Annotated in this window: 15 protein-coding genes; 11 read left to right on the top strand and 4 right to left on the bottom strand. The window is 36.9% G+C overall.

The window, feature by feature from the left end; all coding sequences use genetic code 11:
• Nucleotides 1-6 precede the first annotated feature (6 nt).
• The 8 genes from BS333_RS06165 to BS333_RS06130 all read left to right on the top strand — a co-directional run bounded on the left by BS333_RS06165 (nucleotide 7) and on the right by BS333_RS06130 (nucleotide 9,999).
• On the top strand, nucleotides 7-1,173 hold the full coding sequence (locus tag BS333_RS06165; RefSeq protein WP_021708074.1) for a glycosyltransferase family 4 protein: 1,167 nt from the start codon (nucleotides 7-9) through the stop codon (nucleotides 1,171-1,173).
• Nucleotides 1,166-2,587 carry a lipopolysaccharide biosynthesis protein gene (locus BS333_RS06160; RefSeq protein ID WP_033003165.1) on the top strand — a complete coding sequence of 474 codons (1,422 nt, stop codon included), beginning with the start codon at nucleotides 1,166-1,168 and terminating at the stop codon, nucleotides 2,585-2,587. Before BS333_RS06165 ends, BS333_RS06160 begins: the two co-directional genes overlap by 8 nt.
• Complete coding sequence (locus BS333_RS06155; protein ID WP_021708072.1) at nucleotides 2,587-3,948, top strand: O-antigen ligase family protein; 1,362 nt, start codon at nucleotides 2,587-2,589, stop codon at nucleotides 3,946-3,948. Before BS333_RS06160 ends, BS333_RS06155 begins: the two co-directional genes overlap by 1 nt.
• 122 nt (nucleotides 3,949-4,070) lie before the next feature.
• The gene (locus BS333_RS06150) at nucleotides 4,071-5,258 is read left to right on the top strand and encodes a glycosyltransferase (RefSeq protein ID WP_021708071.1); all 1,188 of its coding nucleotides are present in this window, start codon (nucleotides 4,071-4,073) and stop codon (nucleotides 5,256-5,258) included.
• Nucleotides 5,255-6,688, top strand: coding sequence for a GumC family protein (locus tag BS333_RS06145; RefSeq protein ID WP_021708070.1), 1,434 nt, complete (start codon nucleotides 5,255-5,257; stop codon nucleotides 6,686-6,688). The genes BS333_RS06150 and BS333_RS06145 overlap by 4 nt, the downstream gene beginning before the upstream one ends.
• A gap of 361 nt (nucleotides 6,689-7,049) precedes the next feature.
• A complete protein-coding gene (locus BS333_RS06140; RefSeq protein ID WP_021708069.1) occupies nucleotides 7,050-8,165 on the top strand; it encodes a glycosyltransferase in 1,116 nt (371 codons plus the stop codon).
• Nucleotides 8,158-9,348 (top strand): glycosyltransferase family 2 protein, encoded by a 1,191-nt coding sequence (locus BS333_RS06135; RefSeq protein WP_021708068.1) that lies wholly within the window; start codon nucleotides 8,158-8,160, stop codon nucleotides 9,346-9,348. The genes BS333_RS06140 and BS333_RS06135 overlap by 8 nt, the downstream gene beginning before the upstream one ends.
• Before the next feature lie 12 nt (nucleotides 9,349-9,360).
• Nucleotides 9,361-9,999, top strand: coding sequence for a sugar transferase (locus BS333_RS06130; protein ID WP_021708067.1), 639 nt, complete (start codon nucleotides 9,361-9,363; stop codon nucleotides 9,997-9,999).
• Between the two features lie 108 nt (nucleotides 10,000-10,107).
• On the opposite strand, the gene BS333_RS06125 is transcribed toward BS333_RS06130, so the two are convergent.
• Nucleotides 10,108-10,497, bottom strand: a complete 390-nt coding sequence (locus tag BS333_RS06125) for an AAA family ATPase (protein WP_021708066.1) — start codon at nucleotides 10,495-10,497, stop codon at nucleotides 10,108-10,110.
• Nucleotides 10,498-10,681: 184 nt separating this feature from the next.
• On the opposite strand from BS333_RS06125, the gene BS333_RS06120 reads away from it, so the two are divergent.
• Both BS333_RS06120 and BS333_RS06115 read left to right on the top strand, forming a co-directional pair.
• A complete protein-coding gene (locus tag BS333_RS06120) occupies nucleotides 10,682-11,716 on the top strand; it encodes an extracellular solute-binding protein (protein WP_021708065.1) in 1,035 nt (344 codons plus the stop codon).
• Nucleotides 11,717-14,131, top strand: a complete 2,415-nt coding sequence (locus BS333_RS06115; protein WP_033003157.1) for a GGDEF domain-containing phosphodiesterase — start codon at nucleotides 11,717-11,719, stop codon at nucleotides 14,129-14,131.
• 29 nt (nucleotides 14,132-14,160) lie between these two features.
• On the opposite strand, the gene BS333_RS06110 is transcribed toward BS333_RS06115, so the two are convergent.
• From BS333_RS06110 to BS333_RS06100, 3 genes are all read right to left on the bottom strand, one after another.
• Nucleotides 14,161-15,180, bottom strand: coding sequence for a diguanylate cyclase domain-containing protein (locus BS333_RS06110; RefSeq protein WP_021708063.1), 1,020 nt, complete (start codon nucleotides 15,178-15,180; stop codon nucleotides 14,161-14,163).
• A gap of 8 nt (nucleotides 15,181-15,188) precedes the next feature.
• The gene (locus BS333_RS06105; RefSeq protein WP_021708062.1) at nucleotides 15,189-15,653 is read right to left on the bottom strand and encodes a putative pterin-binding protein; all 465 of its coding nucleotides are present in this window, start codon (nucleotides 15,651-15,653) and stop codon (nucleotides 15,189-15,191) included.
• A gap of 379 nt (nucleotides 15,654-16,032) precedes the next feature.
• Nucleotides 16,033-16,602 carry an HdeD family acid-resistance protein gene (locus tag BS333_RS06100; RefSeq protein ID WP_021708061.1) on the bottom strand — a complete coding sequence of 190 codons (570 nt, stop codon included), beginning with the start codon at nucleotides 16,600-16,602 and terminating at the stop codon, nucleotides 16,033-16,035.
• A 299-nt stretch (nucleotides 16,603-16,901) separates the two neighbouring features.
• Between BS333_RS06100 and BS333_RS06095 the strand changes: the two genes are divergently transcribed.
• On the top strand, nucleotides 16,902-18,161 hold the full coding sequence (locus tag BS333_RS06095; RefSeq protein ID WP_021708060.1) for a mechanosensitive ion channel family protein: 1,260 nt from the start codon (nucleotides 16,902-16,904) through the stop codon (nucleotides 18,159-18,161).

Below are 18,161 nucleotides of genomic sequence, written 5' to 3'. Positions count from 1 at the left end.
TTAGTTATGAAACGTGTATTAATGTTCGATGCAATCAGAATGCAAGGTGGCTCAAAGATTGCGAACGCAGAGATTTTGAAACAATGCGACAGTAAAAACGTCGTCAGCTATATCGCTACAACTCACCCCGAACACTGGAAGTCAATCATTAGTGAGAACTCTCGCATTCATATTATTCGTTTAAAGCATGCTCCTCTCATATCGGATCATGGCCTTACCTATTGGATGATTAATTTCTTCTATATGATTCAACTATTTTTTCTAGTGATGAAACTGCCGAAGTTGGATTGGTTACTTGGTTTATCTTGCCCTAGCAATGACATGCCGCTTTATTTATTACGTTTATTAACTCGAAAACCAATAGTTCAAATCATACATGGGCCCGTTCCGTGCGCTCGCTCGACAGGATATTGCCTAATTAAAGCATCCGCTATTTTTTACCTAGCTAGCACTAAAGATTCTTTGGTAAAAGCACTTCAGGCTTATTTAAAAGTATCTTCAACGGCCGTTGAGCGCTATTGGACTATGCTAGAAACCTCTACATTTACAAATGGTTTGTCACCAGAAAAGTGGCCTAAGCAAGCAAACACTATTTCTAAACGAGTTTTTTGGGCTGCAAGTCTTCTTAAATGGAAAAATTTAGACCTACTTATTGAAGCAATCACATTAGACACTAACTCAAGAATAGAAGCGACAGTATGTTATTTAAAGCCAACGGTAAAAGCTTTATCAGAGCCTGACTTCTCGCTCAAACAAATTGAGTGGCACGAATCGCCAAGTAACCTCGATCAGTTACGGTCTCAATGTGGTATCTTTGTTTCTACAAGCATAAATGAGCCATTTGGTTTATCTATTTTAGAAGCCTTAGCAGCAGGAATGTGCGTCGTCGTTCCATGTGACGACAGCTACTGGGACCGCGTGCTCACTCACGGCAAAAATTGCATCAAATATACACCGAATGATGCTGTTTCTCTCCATAATGCCATCCATCTTCTCAATGAAGCACCATGGCTAAAGGTCACAATGGGTATTGAAGCTTTAAGTACTGCTCAGCTTTATACAGCCGACCGTTGCTACTTTCCCATCATAGATTACCTTCAGAACAATAAAAATGGGGCTGACAGAACCGACATAAACAATGCCGATAGAATAAAAGGGTATGATCATGTCTAGTGCTCTGACTAATATGTCATTATTTGCTGTTGCATTAGTCATCAACAAAAGTATTAGTTTGCTCATGTTACCCGTGCTTCCTCAATTTTTGGAACCTGAACAAATGGGGAAGCTGGAACTACTTACTTCATTCGGAGCGATTACCTCATTGCTTGTCGGTTTTGCTCTTCATGAAGCGTTGTATCGATTTGCAGGGGTTCAAAAAGATCATCATCGCAAGCGGACCCTTCTCAATCAAATTTACTCTCTCGCTTTTTGCTTTAGCGCTTTTTTCGCCATCTTGTTTTCGTCTGTTATTTGGTTTTCCAGTATACCGGCGCCATTTACGAAGACAGAATGCCTTATTTTAATGTTTGCAGTTTCTTTGGAGGGTGTCATCGGGATTGGGACGGCTTGGCTAAGAATGCAGGATGATAAAGCCAAAGTTTTACTCACTATCATGGTCACAACAACACTGTTACAAGTAATATTTATCATTACCGCCCTGGCTATTTGGGCACATATAATTTCCGTTTTACTCGGGGGACTTTTTGCCGCTTTAATACAGTTTGTTTGGCTTCATTTTTACAATAACTACTCTCTCCGGCTACCAAATCTTTCACTTATGAAAAGGTACTTAAGCTACTCCTCACCTGTAATGTTATCTGGGGTCGTTGCTTTCTTTTTAAACGGAGCAGAACGCTGGTTCATTGTTGCCAACTCATCACTGGAAAGTCTTGGTGTTTATGGTATCGCCGCCAAGTTTGCTCTCGGAATGTGTATTTTGGTTCAACCTTTTGGTATGTGGTGGATGCCAAGGCGCTTCGCCGTTTTAGAAAAAGATAAAGGCAGAGGTATTGAAGCTGTCAGGATTACTCATCTTGGGCTAATTTACATTGCATTCTTAACCATCGTTGTCGCAACCATGGCTATTTTGATTATTAAATTATTATTACCTAGCTCTTATCATCAAGCCGCACTTTTCACATTATTTTTATTGCCCATTGCCATGCTTAAGGAATGGGGAGAGCTTTTTAATATTAGTATTATGTACAAGAAAAAAACTCAATGGCTTCTAGGTATAAACATCATAGCTGCTATTCTGGCGATTTCTTTGCTTTTCTCTCTTTCTTCTCTAGGAATATTTAGCATATTTATTTCGCTTTACTTCGCTCAATTTTGTAGACTCTCTCTTACTTATTGGTGTACACAAACTTGCCACCGTCTACCTTTTGATATTACTTTGATGGTCATTCTTCAAATCATTTCAGGTGCGTCACTATTTCTAATTCACTATCTGCAATCACTTGCTTCAGCTGTCATCCTTTGCCTTGTCTCATCAGTTATTTTTCTTTTAATATCGACCAAATACACTGAATTTAATGTCTTTCAGAATCTCTTAAATTCATTACAGAAAAACAAAAAGAGTGTCTAATGAATGAATGTATTTTCAAACACAAAAGATACATTGCTACGCTTATTTTTGCTTTAATCATTGGTATATCTTGGTATATGTTACCAGATCCATTATTGATCTTAGCTATCTGCATCGCTCCACTCGCTATCATTTTTGCACTTAAGTACACCTTTTGGCTTATCATTCTCTTTGTTATTTTTTCCTTTTTCAGAATACATGAAGCCTTTCCGGCTATATATAACTTTAAAATCCCATTAATGCTGTCCATAGGGGCACTAGGGGCCCTATCTTTTCATCTATTGATCAGCCGTAATATCCATATGTTCTGGCACAAATCATTAACATGGTTACTATGTTTCTGGTTGATTGTTATTGTTAGCGTCATCTTTGCAAGCTCACGCCCCATTGCTTTAGAGGAATTTAATGGCACTTATTGGAAGATCATAATTATGACTTTAGCAATCACTTGGGTTATTACTGAACCTCAGCAAATTAACCAGATGTTCAAAGCAATCATTCTTGCAGGTTTTCTGGTCGGCTGCGTTGCTATATATAATACCATTAATCATATTGATCTTGTGGAAGGAACTCGTGTCTCTATTGGTCGCTCTTTTGGCTCAGTTTTAGGGGACCCAAATGACTTAGCTTTAGTGTTAATGTTCCCACTCGCTTTTACATTAAGCCAAATCCTTGAAAAGCAGTCATCTCTATTATTGAGAGGTTTTTCTCTGATTACTTGCCTCGTATTATGTGTCGCTATTATTGAAACTAAAAGCCGCGGGGGCTTATTAGGGACATTAGCCGTTTTTGCTTACTTTGCTTTTAAATATATAAAAAGTAAAACACTCATCATCAGTTTGGGCGTTATTGCTGCTCTTGTTCTATATGCGCTTGCTGGGATCTCTGAACGCTCATCTGGAGGTGCAGCTGAAATCGGAATTGACGCATCTGCAATGGGCAGAATTTATGCTTGGGAAGCCGCCACAAAGATGGCACTAGATAATCCTTTAACAGGCGTTGGCTTAGAGAATTATTATTACAACTACTATTTTTATACACCGCATTGGGATGGGATCAATCATGCAGTTCACAGTACATGGTTTGGTGTTTTAGCAGAAACTGGCTTTGTAGGTTTGTGTATCTTTATTGGCTTTATCGTATCACTCGTACGAACTTGCCTTGAAACACTCTCTCTGATTAATGACAAAACACATCACTCCCTTAAGGTTGGGGTTGATGCTTCATTTGGTGGCTTAATTGGTACCATTGTGTCCGGAACATTCCTTTCTCAAAGCTTCACTTGGCCTATCTATATCCTTGCCGCCTTAATCATAGCACTGCACAGAATCATTCAATCTGACTGTCAAACTGAAAAATAAACCGATTTTCATTTTGAGAAATATTATAAGCTATTGTTTTTAAATAATGCACTAATTGGCACACAATGTGATAACTCTTACTAGGTAGGGATATTTAGGAATCAAAAAGCACGGAGCTAAGCATGACAGACATCGTAGTATTTGGTGAAGACTTTGGTGGTCTGCCTTCTTCCACACAGCACATCGTCAAACAACTTGCATCTAATCACCGCATTCTTTGGGTGAACTCAATTGGCTTAAGACAGCCCAAATTATGTGTTAAGGATACAAAGCGTTTGTTTTACAAACTGACAAAGTTCTTCGCTACAAAAAAATCAAAGCTCACTTTACCAATAACTCATTGTTCTTCTCAAAGCAATATTCATAACAACAACCTATCCCACCCTTTTGAAAACATCAATAATTCCAATGCAAATATAAAGGTTATCGACTTAATCACCATTCCTGCACCACATTCAGCGTTGGCAAGAACACTTGCTACAAAAATGATGCAAAACCAATTAGTACGAGCCCTACAATCCTTAAATTTTGTCAATCCAATTTATTGGACGTCTTTACCAACTGCTGCCGATATCTGTCTCGCTATGAATGCTCGTGCAACTATTTATTATTGTGGTGATGACTTCGGATCTCTTGCCGGGGTTGACCATGAAGTCGTTCTAAAACATGAACAAAAACTAGTCGAATCCGCTGATATTATTTTTTCTGCTAGCGACAAACTCTCACTGACGTTTCCCGAAGATAAAACAATTACCCTGCATCATGGTGTGGATTATGATTTATTCACCAAGCCTGCGATTCGGGCAACAGACTTCCCAACAACTGGACGGAAAGTGTTGGGGTTTTATGGCAGTCTATCCAACTGGTTAGATTATGAGTTGATAGAACAGGTCGCAAGAAAAGCAAAAGATTGGGATTTGATCTTTATTGGAAAAAATGAGTGTCGTCGTAACCATTTACCAAAAATGAATAATGTATTTTATTTAGGACCACGACCTCATCACTCTTTACCCAGTTACTCTCAACATTGGGATGCAAGCTGGCTTCCATTTATCAATAATGCTCAAATTAATGCTTGTAATCCGCTGAAACTTCTTGAATACCTTTGTGCTGGAAGACCCATTATTAGCACCCCCTTTCCTGCTTTAGCTCCTTATATTGATATAATAAACATTGCAGAGGACGCAGATGCCGTTTGTCACAGCCTTAACCACCCACTTCCGCCACCTAAAACATTAAAAGATGAACTTAAAGCTTCTAGCTGGCAATCGGTAGCAGAAAAAGTAGATAAGTTAGTGAGGGCATTATGAACAATTTTAGGGAAAATTTAATCACTATAATCCATGGTGCCTGGCGCAGGCGCGTCTTCATCATCACACCAGTATTGGTATTACCCCTTTTAGGCTTTGTCCTCAGCATGATTATGCCGACTAAGTACGTCTCTCATACCAGCATGTTGATACAAGAAACTGCCAAAATGAATCCATTCTTGGAGGATATCGCCGTTTCAACAGGTTTAAAAGATCGAATTAGCGCACTAAGCACCTTACTCAAAAGCCGACATGTACTTTACTCCGTAGCCAAAGAGCAAAAATTAATTAATGAGTCTATGGCCGAAAAAGAACAAGAGTTCATTATTAATGATCTTGCTAGCCGATTAGAAGTGGAACAAATTGGTAAAGATTTTATTCAAATCAATCTATCCAGTCCCACTCCTAGTGGTATGGCTGAGATACTTAGCTCTGTAAGTAGTCATTTTGTCGAGCAGTTGCTTGCCCCTGAACGCTCCTCAATAGAAGATTCCAGTAAGTTTCTTACCTTGCATATCGATAAACGCCGACAAGAGCTTGACAAAGCTGAACTGGCTTTTGCTGAATATCAAAATATTTATTCTCATGCAACACCAGAAATGCAAGCTCAAAGCCTTGGCAGGTTGGCAAGCCTTAAGCAGACGTTATCCGAAAAAGAAGCGTTACTAGCTGGCGTTACAAGAAGTTTGGGCAGCCTTGATCAGCAGTTGTCTCAAACGAACCCCGTTATAGGAAAGCTCGAAGAAAAAATCATTGAAATCCGAAGTGAGCTAACATTACTGAGGTCTAAATACACAGAAGCACATAGCCTAGTTCAAGGGAAAGTAAGAGAACTCAATAGGTTAGAGGAGGAAAGGTCGGTCTTATTAAATACCAAACAACCAGAAATGAATAGTAATCAACTGTGGGATATTGCCAGTACTTCAACAACAGATAGCCAAGGGGGTTCTCAACCCTTACTCGTATCTCAACTACATCAGTTACAGTTGATAAGAAGCCAGCATGAGTTACTCACAGAAGAAACGGATAGTCTACGTAAAATGGTTGAAGAACTGGAGGTCAGCGCCAATAGATTCGGTAGTACCGCGACTGAAATTAATCGCTTATCAAGAGACGTTGCGGTAAAAAGAGAGTTATATGATGACTTGGTCGAACGTTACGAGATGGCTCAACTTACTGGCTCCTTGGGGGTTTTTGAGGAAAATAAACGAGTTAAAGTCATTGATGAACCTTTTAATCCGACCATCCCCTCTAATCTATCTGGTTTCTATTTTATATTGCTTGGTGCCATTGGTGGCCTGATGCTTGGTGCTGGCCTAGCACTCATTCTAGAAATTTCTGATGGTGCGATATATTCGCGACTAGCTATCGAAAAACATCTAGGAGCTAAAGTACTAACAACTATCCCCAAGATAGCCTTCGAAGACTAGTCTACTCCCTATGCAAAGCTACTGTTGATTTTCGTATTTACTTATACCCAAATGACCTCAAGATGCTTGATTCAGAACGAGGTCACTTGGGTATATTATTGACTAAGAGCGCTAAATGATTCGCGTTATTTCATCGATATTAACTTTTCACACTTCAAAAATTTTTATCTAGGTCATTAATAATTACACGTTTTTATATAATAACTTTCTTTCTGATATGAGTGTCAATTTAATAAACGAAATTTTTAAATTACAACTATGACAACATAGATAAAGTAAGATATTGATTATATGGACAACACAAGTTGGCACATTGCATGCTTGTAAAGATTGAGTGTTAATATATTAGGATCGATAGTAAATGATAGGTTCAAATGCCTCCAGTTCGACAAAGCAAGGTAAAGCGATTGTCCACATTGTCCAACACCTTTCACCAGGAGGTTTAGAAACCTTAGTTCTGGAAATGTTACGGTTTGCTAATGAAAACGATTCTGTACACATAATAAGTCTTGAAGGAACAAAATCGTTCGCGTTAAAGCAGTGGCACAAACTTGAACATTTTAATGATCGCATTACTTTCCTTGATAAGCAGTCTGGCATTTCATTCAAAACATTAGCCAAGTTATATCGTCGTCTCAGAAGCCTTAATCCTGATGTCATACACACACATCACATTGGTCCCCTACTTTACGGAGGAATTGCAGCTAGGCTGATAGGTTCTAAGTTCCTCATTCATACAGAGCATGATGCATGGCACCTTAACCGTCCCAAAGCAGCTCGTTTACAATCTTTTCTTCTTAAACTTCTTCAGCCTAAAGTTGTCGCTGACGCGGATTTTGTTGCTAGCCAGGTAATCCATAAATTAGGCTACCATCGAGTGAGTACAATACATAATGGTATCGATTGCGAAAAATTTGTCCTCGGCAATAAGGTGATATCAAGAAAAAATTTCGCTCTCCCCCAAGATAAATTCATCATTGGTACTGCAGGCAGATTAGAAGTCGTAAAAGGGCATGAATTATTGATCAAAGCTCTTGCTCACTTACCAGAAAAAGTACATCTTGCCATTGCAGGTGACGGTAATCAGCGATCTAAGCTATTGAAATTAACTTCAACCCTAGGACTGGATAACCGCATTTCTTTTCTTGGGCTCGTCAAAGATATGCCGCAGTTTTACCAGAGTTTGGATCTTTTCTGTTTGCCATCATTACAAGAGGGATTTCCACTTTCAACTCTCGAGGCACAGGCGTGTGGTATCCCCTGTGTTGCTAGTGACGTAGGAGCAGTTAAAGAAACACTTTGTCCTGTCAGTGGTTCACTTGTCGCGCCTAATCAAATAAGGCTTTTAGTTAACGCTTTGACTTTCGCACTTAATCGTAAGCCTTACTCTCCAAGAAGTTATATTTTAGATCACTTTGACATTCGCAATATGTTGCTTCATTACGCATCTCTTACGCAGGAGGCACCTTATGAGTGATTACATTTGGTTAATAGGATTTATTCTGTCTGTATCTATAATTGTTTATCATCATTTCGCTTACCCACTCATCCTGAGAATGATAACTTTTAATCAAAAAAAGCGCCATGATTCACTAACAATTGAAGAACGGAATTACAAATCATCAAAAAATGATCTTAGCCTCCCAACTATCACTATTATTGTTCCCGCTTTTAATGAAGAACAGTGGATTGCTGAGAAAATAAGAAATCTCGGGAGCTTAGACTACCCAAAAGATAAATTGACCATCATCTTAGCACTTGATGGTTGTACTGATAACACCGCCGATATCGCTCGAGATACCATTCAAGAAGCAATATGCTCTGATACCTTATTCATAATCCATGATCATGAGGTGAACCGAGGAAAGGTTGCAATGATAAACGGTGAAATGAAAGATGTAATTGCTGACATTACTGTTTTAACCGACACTTCAGCTCTTGTTTCTTGTGATTCCTTACTTCTTGCTGCCTCTCATTTTCAACAAGAAAATGTCGGAGTTGTTAACGCGACCTATCAAATCATGAACACTCAGAATCAAGGCGAAGCGACTTATTGGCAATACCAGTCTCAATTAAAATACAACGAGTCTCTTATTGGCTCTACTATAGGCTCTCACGGTGCTTTTTACGCTTTTAAAACCAAACTTTTTACCCCCTTAGAACCAGATACTATTAATGACGATTTTATTTTACCCATGCGTATTGTCCTTAATGGTTACTTGTCAATTTATGAACCCAAAATGCTAGCCATTGAACTTGAACAAAGTTCAGATACTACTGACTTTAGAAGGCGTCTGAGAATATCGGCTGGCAATATGCAACAGTTTATTAAATTGAAAAAGCTTTTGTTACCTCGATATAAAGGCACCGCATTCACATTTCTCTCTGGTAAGGTCCTTAGGTTGACTATTCCCTATTTTACCATTCTATGTTTAGCAAGTACTCTTCTACTAAGCCATTATCCAGTATTTCAAACACTGGCTTTTATCCAAGTCTCCATCTTTTTAATAGCACTTATCACCTCAATTATTCCAAGTTTCATGTTGTTTAAACCATTCAAATTAATTCACTATTTTGTATTGGGCCACATTGCTAACCTCGCTGGTGGCCTACGTTATTTATTTGGCTTTGAAAATGGCCACTGGAAACGAATCAATTAAAAGGATATTTGCATGAACTCCTCTCATTATTGTTCGAAAATTTACATTGCTAAGCGTCTTTTTGATATCACTTTTTCAGTTATTTTGATGTGTGTAACTATTCCACTTTTCTTTCTCATAGCGATTGCCATAGCTTGTGATTCACGTGGTCCCGTGATTTATAAGCAGTTAAGAGTTGGTCGATGTACCCCAAAAAAGATGACCTTGTTTTACATAATGAAATTTAGAACGATGTACGTTGATGCAGAGCAACATTCTGGAGCAGTATGGGCATCACAAAATGATCCTAGGATCACTCCTGTTGGTCGCTTTTTAAGAAAAACTCGCTTGGATGAGCTGCCCCAACTTATCAATGTGATAAAAGGGGAAATGTCCCTTATCGGACCTCGTCCAGAGCGGCCTGCTTTTTACCAAAAGCTAGAAGATGAAATCCCATTTTTTGTTGAGCGCACTTATGGAGTACTTCCTGGTATCACTGGGCTTGCTCAGGTAAATCAAGGGTATGATTCCAGCATCGAGGATGTAAGACGTAAAGTCAGTTTTGATCATAGCTATGCTTTGAGCTTAAGATCATTTTGTTCTTGGGTTTCAATGGATTTTTCAATTATTCGTAAAACGTTAATTGTAATGATTGATGGTCGTGGTCAATAAATTAATCTCAGTTGAATTGTTAGGCTTTGATTTTACTAATTGCGCTTGCTATTGCAGTTAGAATTATTCACCCCCCATAACGTCAAGCAGATGAAGCGACTGGCTAGATTACTCTTGCCAGTTATTCCGCATGGTTTCTAATGTTGCTTTCGGCACATTATGTATGCTTTGATACTTACCACTACAAACCCTGATATCAACATTCAGTCCTTTTTCTTTGCAGTAATTAATATAGGGCGCCATCTCCCAATATTGGACAAAAGTGTTACTGACAATCACAACCTCTCCTTTATCTAACCAATGGCAAACTTGTTCAAAGCACCATTGATGGGCTTGAGGTAGACGTTTTTTCACAAAGCAGTACTTACCATCTTCATTTTCAAAATACATATCAGCTTCAACATGTCTTGCACGGTATGTTTTGCACAGTTTTCTGGCTAGAGTTGACTTTCCTGAACCAGGTAGCCCACGTATGATGATCAATTTTGCAGTATGCATAAGTCAAACTAAAGGCTTTCTGTATGGATGAACAGCCATTATATCCACTAAGGGGTTAAGACTGAATCTTAACATTACTTGGGTATACATTCTTGAATGTGTACCATCTGATCAAATTTTTTCTAGGTTCCTTTCAAGTAGTCTAAGATATAAGTGGTGACTATTGTAAAGAGGCAGTTATGCTATGCAACCTTGGCGCTTTTTATTTTTTTATACTGCATTTCAACTTGCCCAAAGTACAACCACCTTGGCTTCTGAGGTTTACCTATACAATTGGGATGAATTTCTTTCGACAAAAGTCATTGAACGACTGAAAAATGAAGAAGGAATTACATTAAAACAACAGTACTTTTCTGACGAATCAATCCGAGATGAAGTGCTCATAAGTGAACGTCGACGTTCTTTTCAGCTTGCTGTCATTGAAAGTGTTAAACTTCAAACTTTAGGAAAACAGGGTATTTTCAACAACCTCAGTGCTCTAAGGTCAAAACTTTCTGACCTTTATGACAAAAGATGGTTTGATGCATGTGGGGATTACGGATTACCTTATGCATGGGGCACAACTGGAATACTTTATAGACGAGACAAAATCCCTCAGCCTGAATCTTGGGCGTCCTTACTCAATCCTTCAGTTTCTCTAAAGAGTAAAATCAGTATGTATTATGAGCCTATTGATTTGATCAGCACCGCTCTCCTTGTCAATGGCTTCACTCCATTCACAAGTGATCTAAATCAAATAAAAAAAGCTTACGAAACACTTGTTCAACAAAAACCCTTGTTAGGAAGTCAGGAGTACATACTTGATTACGTTAAATCACCTATAAAACTGGCTTCGATTGACATTGCGTTTGGTTACTCTGGTGACAGCTATGTATTAAATGAAATTGAGCAAAAAAATAGCTGGGCATATAGCGTTCCTATAGAAGGAACCACAATATGGCTTGAATGTTTGGCAGCAATAAATCATGGCCCCATATCTAATGATGTCGCTAATACACTTCGTTTCTTATCTAAAGCCGATGTCGCGGCACAAAATGCTATGGATTCATGGTTTGCCACACCGAGTAGTAAAGCCAAAGAGCTTGCCTCTGACGAATACCGTTTAGACGAAGAATTATTTCCTCCTCAAGATGTATTAGATCGAAGCTATTTATATAAGCCTTTAGATATGAAAAGTTTACAAATTAGATCGCGTATTGTTGAAGATTTGAGAAATTAAGTGTCTATATTACAAAAGCTTCACCTCACCTTGCTGCCTTGCCTAATTGTTTTCTTGAGTACAATAGGTATCTTGGGCTATAACGCTGCAAAGGAGTACTCGAATCGTACCTACCTGAATACAATAAAAGCAGAAGTCAATTCAGCTCTTATTGCTGCAGAATATGAACAACTTGGCTTACTTCTTTCAGTAAAAGATATTGCAGCATCTTCTAGTTTTCTACGTTATATCCAAAATCCTAAAGAATTTACAAATCTTGCCTCACTCGAAAGGCGTATTTTAACCAACCTTGAGCGAAACAATATCAATCAATATGGAGAAAGGCACTTTTACTTAGTGGACCCTCAATTTAATCTAATTTTCTCCACTTTTCGTCAAACACCATTCGAAGATCTAAACTTACCAGATAAAGTATTTCAATCAGTGTTTGATATTCATACCAAAATACTAAATCAAGACCCATTTAGTGAAAAAGGGTTATCATATATTACTTCAGTTGGTGATATACAATACGTATATATCATGGCAATTGATCCCTTCTTATTACCAAGAGATAAAAGGTCAAAAACCAGCCCATATCGATACTTGCTGATTGCTGAGTCTCCATTGAAACAAATGTCTGACCTAGTAAGGAGATTAAATAATAGCCCTGGGTTGTCATTGTCGTTTAACCCGACTGAATCAAATCAACTACCTGAAAATACAGAATTTGTTATTCAATCCATTAAGTATGAATCTGATTCTATTAACGTAGATATGCTTAGCAAACATTTTAGCGCTAAGGTTAATATACACGAATCAAAAACTAGCGAAAATAATAAAGTAATTGCTAAATATATATTTTATATAACAATAGTGACCATTTTAGGATGTTTAATTATTTATCACATAGCAATAATAAAACAGATTTCAGCTCCGCTGAAGAAGCTTTTGTTTGATATATTTAATGGTTCATTACAGTCACGTTATCTCAAACGTTCGAGCGGAAAGAGTGAAATAGATAAAATAAAGAATTCTTACATTGACTCACTTATAGAACTAAAATTTGAAGCCGAGTTTGACCAAATAACTAAATTAACTAACAGACATACGTTTTTTCGACATTTAAAAATCAGATTATCGAGTGCTAACAATATAAATTGCTACTTAGTTTGCTGGGATATTATTGATTTTAAGAAAGTAAATGACTTGTACGGTTCAAAATTTGGCGACGAGGTATTATATACTTTTTCAAAGCTATTCTATGACACTCTAATTAATCATCATTATCAATGTGGTTTCAGTTGCAGTGATTATTCTATAGGACGCTACGGAGGAAACCAGTTTATTGCTGTTATAGAAGTATCTGAAGAAAATACTATAAACATAGAAATCGATAAGATCAATAAGATTCTATCAAGCACAATATATATTAAAGATTTCAGCTTTAAACTATCATTAGTGACTTGTATTCTTCCAATGAACGCAACTAATTTTATTTCCTCATGGCCTCGTAGTATCGAACAGATGCTGCGATACACAAAGCGTAATACCATAGGTGACAATATTGTTCATGCTAAAGATTTATTACCTATATTAGAAAGGGAGGATTTAATTGAAAGCATCCTAACTAAATGCTGTAATAAGGATCTTTTTAATTTATACTTTATGCCAATTTTTAATGTCAAAACTATGGCAATTGATGGAGCTGAAGTACTCATCCGTTGCCCTGTGTTGAACAATATCGGTTCTGGCCCTGATGAGTTTATTCCAATAGCAGAAAAAAGTAATCTTATCTCAAGTATTGACATGTGGGTAATAAAAAAAGCTATTCAATGCTTGAAAGCACTTCTTTTTAAACATGAATATAAAGGAACATTATCAATCAATGTTTCTGCGATGGAGCTCTATAATAGAAATTTCGTTTCGGATTTAAAAGACGTAATTGAAACGAGTGGTATTCAAGCAAACTCTCTAGTGATTGAAATAACAGAGACCAGTTATGTAAAAAGCAGTTCATTAACAATCGAAACAATCGAGGGAATACGATCTCTAGGTGTAAAAGTATCCTTAGATGATTTTGGTACTGGTTACACAGCCTTTAATCAGCTTCTACATTATCCAGTTGATGAAATAAAAATTGATAAGAGCTTTATTGATAAAATCCCTTTAGATTCTTCCGGTAAAAAAATGGTCGAACAGATGGTAAGATTAGGTCAATCTTGTAATGCAAGCGTCGTCGCTGAGGGAGTAGAACTTGCTGAACAATATTACTTCCTAAATCAAATAGGTTGTGATTACCTTCAAGGTTATTATTTAAGTAAGCCTATTTCATTTAGAAAATTTATTAAGTTACTAAAAATTCACGATGCTGATACTTATTTATCTTCTCTGCCTAAACAGACTGTCGTAGTTCTCCAACACAAGCCAGGCTAAAGATATAATTTATGAAATATATATTAAGTTTAAGCCCTATCTATATTTTCTAAAATTTGACTTATTTCTACTCCTTCTTTATATTTAATCACTACATCCAAAAGCAGTTCTATGCGCCCTACCGTTATATATTCAGACAAGGTTTCTTTAAACTTTTCTTTCAAACAGACAGCCACATTACTCTCATTAGAGAAAATAAAAATAAACTCAGCGCCACTACTACGAAAAGATGAGCCTTTTGATGAAGTCATTTCCTTAAGAGCACTTGCTGCAGATTGAATAATCAAGTCTCCATATTCAGAACCATATTGAAAATTCACCTCATTGAGATTTCGGATACGGACAGTGATTATTTTAAATTTCTGTTCATCATCAGGAAATTCTTTAATAAATTTCATTAATGCGATCCTATTGTTAAAACCCGTTAACTGATCAATATATTTTAGACGAGTGTATCTTCGATGATCGGAATAAAAGACTCCACCCGTTACAAAAATAGATAAAATTAACAACATTCCACTCCATCGATGAATAGTTATAACACTATCTAGCTTTTGGGTGTTACTTTCTATGGCTGGGCTTTGTAATCTAAAGTTATTATTAATAAATTGAATAATAAAATCATAATTAATACGAATTCTTTTCAGGAAATCTTTCTGTGTTAGCTTACCTTCTTCTAACAATTCTATTGATAACTCAAGGTCTTTAAACTTTCTAAACTCATCAATGAAGTACTCTTTAAAGTTGGCTGCCTTTACGAACTCTGAGGATATTTTGCTATTTATGAGTATCTCAAACCTACTCCAAGTAATATCATATTTCAATTTTATCTGGGCGACATTTATAGGTTGGGATTGACTAACCATGATAAAATTAGCGTATTCTTTTACTAATTGAAACACATACCATGTGGCTTCATTCTGTCTATTCGAGAAACCTTCGCTTACAGATTTTATACTTTTTACACTATATATATTAATAGATAAAACCAGTGCCGTAATAATCAGAACCAGTGTTTTAAAAAGATTAACCCTCGTATACACAGACATATTAAGCCCTAATTTAAATATATTTCCTTAATTTGCCATATCATTTTTGCATGATATTCTAATGTATCAATTTCTTTAAAATCAGATAAAGAAAATATGAGCCAAAACGGTCCTTTATTTTTTACATTCATATATTCACCCGACATTTTCAAAGCTATAATAGGTTCATATTTTATAATGTCACTTTTACTAATAGTTACTTTATAGTCGTTCAAAGCTAAGATTGTCACCATCTCAGGCATAGTAATCTTATTTTTTTTTAGTAAGTCTGTCAGCAGAAAACCACTAAATGTATTATCTCCTTCAAACCAAGGTAAAACTGTTATTACTTCTTTTTGTGGTAATGATTGCAGTTCTTCTATTGAGTAAGTATAGACATTTCCTGATTTATCAATCACATTGAGTTCAGGCTCTGGATTTGCTTGGCATGAAATCGAGAAAATAAATATTATATAAAATACTATAGTGCGCATAGTTCACCTAAATATTTTGGACTATTCGTTCAATTGTAGAACGCATTTACTGAAGCTTCAAAAAGATTGCCTTTAGTTTCTGTAGGATTCTTTAAAACCAGCCTCAAAGACATGTATGGAGTAATGTCGAGTAAAATTATATTCTAACAGAATGCGAATAGTTGAAAGGAAGACGAGATGTAAGCGCTTATTCTTAAATGAAAAAACTATGAACTGCTGGCCTTAGTACTGATTTTACATCAAATTTCTGGGCATTTCCCCACGGCAAAGGTTTTGATGCGTCATCGCCTATATTAAAAGTCGATAACGCAAAAGAAATACTCAATAAACGATGCAACTAGGACTTAGCTAACATTTAGCTTCAGAAGGTAAATACTTCCTAGTCATTCTGGGTACTTTTTCTCATTTTGAACCCTATAAATATAAAACTCACTCCCTCTATCAGTAATGATACTCCAATAAAAATACCTAATAATGTCAATGAAAATAGTGGATCATTAAGCAACATTAAAAAATAGCTCCCGATAAGAACAGATACAATACCGCTCAATACAATGACGTTGCTGCTAGGTAGGTTTCGATTACTCAAACCAAAGAATAAGCGAGTAAAGCCATTTAAAATCATGATAATAATCATGAGCATAGTAATTGTTATCAAGCCTTCTAGTGGTTGCAGTAGTATGAATAAACCACCGACAATATATAACAAGGCACTACAGACATACCATACCTTCGTTTTCCAACCTTTGATCGCAAATGCATGATAAATTTGAACGCTACCGCTGATTAAAAGTGCAACACCAACAATGGTTGAAACCGTCATACCAGCCAGCATGGGTAAAGCGACCGCCCCTATTCCCATCAGAGCGATGATCAATCCCACAACAACGAAGTATTTCCAACTTCTCGACAAGAAAGCAGGAACTTGAAAGTGAAGTGAATTTTCCATTAATTACCTCATAGAGTAAATTATGCACATAGAATGCATCTATTTTCGAACGTACGTTAAGACTTTAAAATCTGTGATGCTATCTTGCACACAAATACGAAACCTGTATCATATTAGCACTTCAAGACGATTTTTAAACATCCTTGCTATATATAATTCGATTAGCCTCATACATAGTTGAAACATGGGACATTTATCACTTATATCAAAGGCTAGTTTTAACGCTCTTCTCACTTATGAGTTCGTGTTTTATCACTCATTTTTGAGTTACTTTAATGACTAATCGATAAGGAGACACTTTGCTCGATCATCATATTCGATCTTTTATTTCCCAAAAACTCAATGAGGTTGGTATTGAGAGTGATCCCTATGGATTTGAGCTCACTTCTGCATTCATATTCTCTAGTATCACCGTTGCTGCGATCAGTTATTTAGTGGTCCATCATTTGATTGTACGTTTAGTCAATAATGTACTGCGCAAAACCAATAAACCCTTGGCAGAGAGTCTAGAAAAATTTGATGTCTTGGAAAAGTTTTCATTACTGACCCCAGTGATGATCCTTGATGTTTTCATCCCCATATCTGTTGGACACTATGACTCCGTTGCGCTCGTTACCGACAAAGTACTCAGCATATTAATATTAGTGATATTTATCTGGATGATGTTTTCTTTACTTGATGCAGTTGACGAAATCGCATCGGTTAAAGGGATCACCAAAAGAATGCCAGTTAAAAGCTTTGTCCAACTTATTAAGCTTTTTACTTTTTTTGTGGGTGTTGTTATAACGATGTCCATTATCGTCAATGAGTCACCATTGATCTTTTTGTCCGGTTTAGGTGTCGCTACGGGTTTTGTCATGCTCGTATTTAAAGATACGATCTTGGGCTTTGTGGCTGGTATTCAACTATCGGCAAACAAAATGATCGGTCTGAATGATTGGATTCAAATGGACTCTTACGGCGCGAATGGTACTGTTGAAGAAATTTCATTAACAACGGTAAAAGTAAGAAATTTTGATAACACGGTGAGCATGTTACCTGCTTACGCATTGGTCCAAAATGCATTTATTAACTGGCAAGGCATGTCCGATTCTGGTGGTCGCCGAATTAAGCGTTCCGTAAATATTGATGTCACCTCAATTCGTTTTCTATCTAGTAATGAAATCGAAAAATTCCGCAAAATTAGAGTCTTACGCGAGTATATCTATGAAAAGAGCCGTGATATTGAAGAATATAACTCATCAATTGAAGGAGAGCCGGACTTTGGTAATATACGTAAAATGACCAATCTTGGAATGTTCAGAGCCTACATAAATGGTTACCTAAGGGCGAATAAAGACATTCATCAATATATGCTCTTGATGGTCAGACAACTAGAGCCAACTTCTGAGGGGCTTCCACTACAAGTATATGCCTTTACTAATAACACGAATTGGGGCTATTACGAGGGTGTGCAGGCAGATCTGTTTGATCACATCTACTCGATTATGCCGTTGTTTGACTTACGCCCTTACCAGATGCTGACGAGTAATGACGCAAAAAACTTAACTCTTCACTAG

The sequence above is a fragment of the Vibrio azureus genome (assembly GCF_002849855.1).
GTDB classification, from domain to species: domain Bacteria; phylum Pseudomonadota; class Gammaproteobacteria; order Enterobacterales; family Vibrionaceae; genus Vibrio; species Vibrio azureus.
The sequence above is the reverse complement of the archived record's forward strand: the minus strand, read 5'-3'. Positions and strand labels throughout refer to the sequence as shown.

Excerpts from the sequence above, each read along its gene's own strand:
- BS333_RS06110 (WP_021708063.1), bottom strand. The coding sequence starts at position 15,180 with ATGTCTGTGTATACGAGGGTTAATCTTTTTAAAACACTGGTTCTGATT.
- BS333_RS06140 (WP_021708069.1), top strand. The coding sequence starts at position 7,050 with ATGATAGGTTCAAATGCCTCCAGTTCGACAAAGCAAGGTAAAGCGATT.
- BS333_RS06100 (WP_021708061.1), bottom strand. The coding sequence starts at position 16,602 with ATGGAAAATTCACTTCACTTTCAAGTTCCTGCTTTCTTGTCGAGAAGT.
- BS333_RS06150 (WP_021708071.1), top strand. The coding sequence starts at position 4,071 with ATGACAGACATCGTAGTATTTGGTGAAGACTTTGGTGGTCTGCCTTCT.
- BS333_RS06135 (WP_021708068.1), top strand. The coding sequence starts at position 8,158 with ATGAGTGATTACATTTGGTTAATAGGATTTATTCTGTCTGTATCTATA.
- BS333_RS06165 (WP_021708074.1), top strand. The coding sequence starts at position 7 with ATGAAACGTGTATTAATGTTCGATGCAATCAGAATGCAAGGTGGCTCA.
- BS333_RS06155 (WP_021708072.1), top strand. The coding sequence starts at position 2,587 with ATGAATGAATGTATTTTCAAACACAAAAGATACATTGCTACGCTTATT.
- BS333_RS06125 (WP_021708066.1), bottom strand. The coding sequence starts at position 10,497 with ATGCATACTGCAAAATTGATCATCATACGTGGGCTACCTGGTTCAGGA.
- BS333_RS06145 (WP_021708070.1), top strand. The coding sequence starts at position 5,255 with ATGAACAATTTTAGGGAAAATTTAATCACTATAATCCATGGTGCCTGG.
- BS333_RS06130 (WP_021708067.1), top strand. The coding sequence starts at position 9,361 with ATGAACTCCTCTCATTATTGTTCGAAAATTTACATTGCTAAGCGTCTT.
- BS333_RS06120 (WP_021708065.1), top strand. The coding sequence starts at position 10,682 with ATGCAACCTTGGCGCTTTTTATTTTTTTATACTGCATTTCAACTTGCC.
- BS333_RS06105 (WP_021708062.1), bottom strand. The coding sequence starts at position 15,653 with ATGCGCACTATAGTATTTTATATAATATTTATTTTCTCGATTTCATGC.
- BS333_RS06160 (WP_033003165.1), top strand. The coding sequence starts at position 1,166 with ATGTCTAGTGCTCTGACTAATATGTCATTATTTGCTGTTGCATTAGTC.